1 protein-coding gene and 1 pseudogene are annotated in these 1,579 nt (G+C 45.9%); both read left to right on the top strand.

Going from position 1 to position 1,579, the window contains the following annotated elements; translation table 11 throughout:
• Positions 1-492 (top strand): annotated as a pseudogene (locus CYR55_RS22735) (protein RepA); the annotation flags it as partial.
• 620 nt (positions 493-1,112) lie between these two features.
• Positions 1,113-1,579 (top strand): AAA family ATPase (locus tag CYR55_RS22740; protein WP_241522219.1); only part of this gene is annotated, 467 nt, incomplete at its 3' end.

A 1,579-nucleotide genomic window follows, 5' to 3' on the forward strand; every position in this document is an offset into this window, starting at 1 on the left:
ATTAAGTCACGCCTACGCACCCGCCTCCATGATTCCTTATTCAATATCTCCAGTATTACACTTGCTTTTAGTTCAAAAGATGGACAAAAGTCAATGATCACCCACTTGGTGCAAAGCGCAGTGCTGGACATGAAAAGCGATACCGTCGAGATTGTTGGCGATAAAAGATTGTGGGAGCTTTATCGTTACGATCACAAGGTGCTGTTAGGTCTTAAGGCACTAGCTGAGTTAGCTAAAAAAGAAGCCGCGCAATCGTTGTATATTTATTTAGAGAGTATGCCAGCTGGGACTTTATTCATCTCAATGAAGAGGTTACGAGAGCGTCTTGCTTTAGAATCTCCAACGAATGTCCAAAATCAGATCATCCGCCGGGCATTAGCTGATTTAGAAAAAATTGGCTATCTCTCCTACAGTGAAACTAAGAAGGGTAGAGAAATCCAGTTTATCATACATGCACGTCATCCCAAGCTCAGGAGTCTTGAGGTTTTTTAGGTAAAACAAAGACTTACTTTAAGATGTATTTAGTTGCACGTAACGATCCTTAAAACGTATTTGGTAGCACGTAGGATTATCGAAATGCATTTAGTTGCACGTAATGACTCCTTTTCGCCTATAGAGTCGGGCGCTTAACAAGCAATAAATGACGGAATTGTGACCAAGCATCCTTGAAAATGTATTTACTTGCACGTAGAAGAGTGTTTTGCAGTCAAAGGCACGTGTAAGTAAATACATTTCTGGATGCTTTCGGTTGCTCAGGCCGCTGCATACGTGCATGTAATTACTTTTCGTTTTTCTGCTTAAGCGGATACGTGCTACTAAATACAATCTGAGTCGCCTAACGATTCATTCAGTTCTGAGGGCAAAAACTACATGCACCTGGCGTGCTGCTGAGGGCAAAAACTACATGCGCCTGGCGCGCTGCTGAGGGCAAAAACTACATGCGCCCGGCACGCTGAGGGAAAAAACTACATGTAACCTATCCTGTACCCGAGTTTGCCGTTCGTCTATTCATCCTGCCACCAGCCCAAATACATGTCGCACCCTTAGCCACTCATTCCCACAGCAAAAAACAGCAAAAAACCTCATTTTAATATTAAATTAATGTTGTATTGATGGCATTTGGCGACCGAGCACTTGATTTGACAACGGCAGCCAAAAAACTAAAATATCAGCGTTTATTGATGTTTTTTAATATTAAAAAGGATGAAATAAAGATGATTTTAACCGTGGGTAACACAAAGGGCGGGGTGGGCAAAACGACGCTTGCTGTCAACATCGCCGCAGCCAGAGCCATGCAAGGCCGGGATGTTTTGTTGATCGACGGCGACCGACAGGGTACCGCCCAAACCGCTATCGGTATCCGGGCAGAACGCGAGGATTTACCCGGCATCGCGTGCGCTGCTTATCCCGACGGTTCTATCCTGCGCTCCCAGCTGCTACAGCAGCGCGGGAAGTATGACGACATCATTATCGATGCAGGCGGCCGCGACTCCACTGCGCTGCGTGCTGCATTAATCCTGACCGATGTTCTGCTCGTTCCTTACCGCCCGGGCAGTTTCGATGTGTGGGCACTTCAGGG

This window comes from Chimaeribacter californicus (assembly GCF_002858675.1).
GTDB classification, from domain to species: Bacteria; Pseudomonadota; Gammaproteobacteria; order Enterobacterales; family Enterobacteriaceae; genus Chimaeribacter; species Chimaeribacter californicus.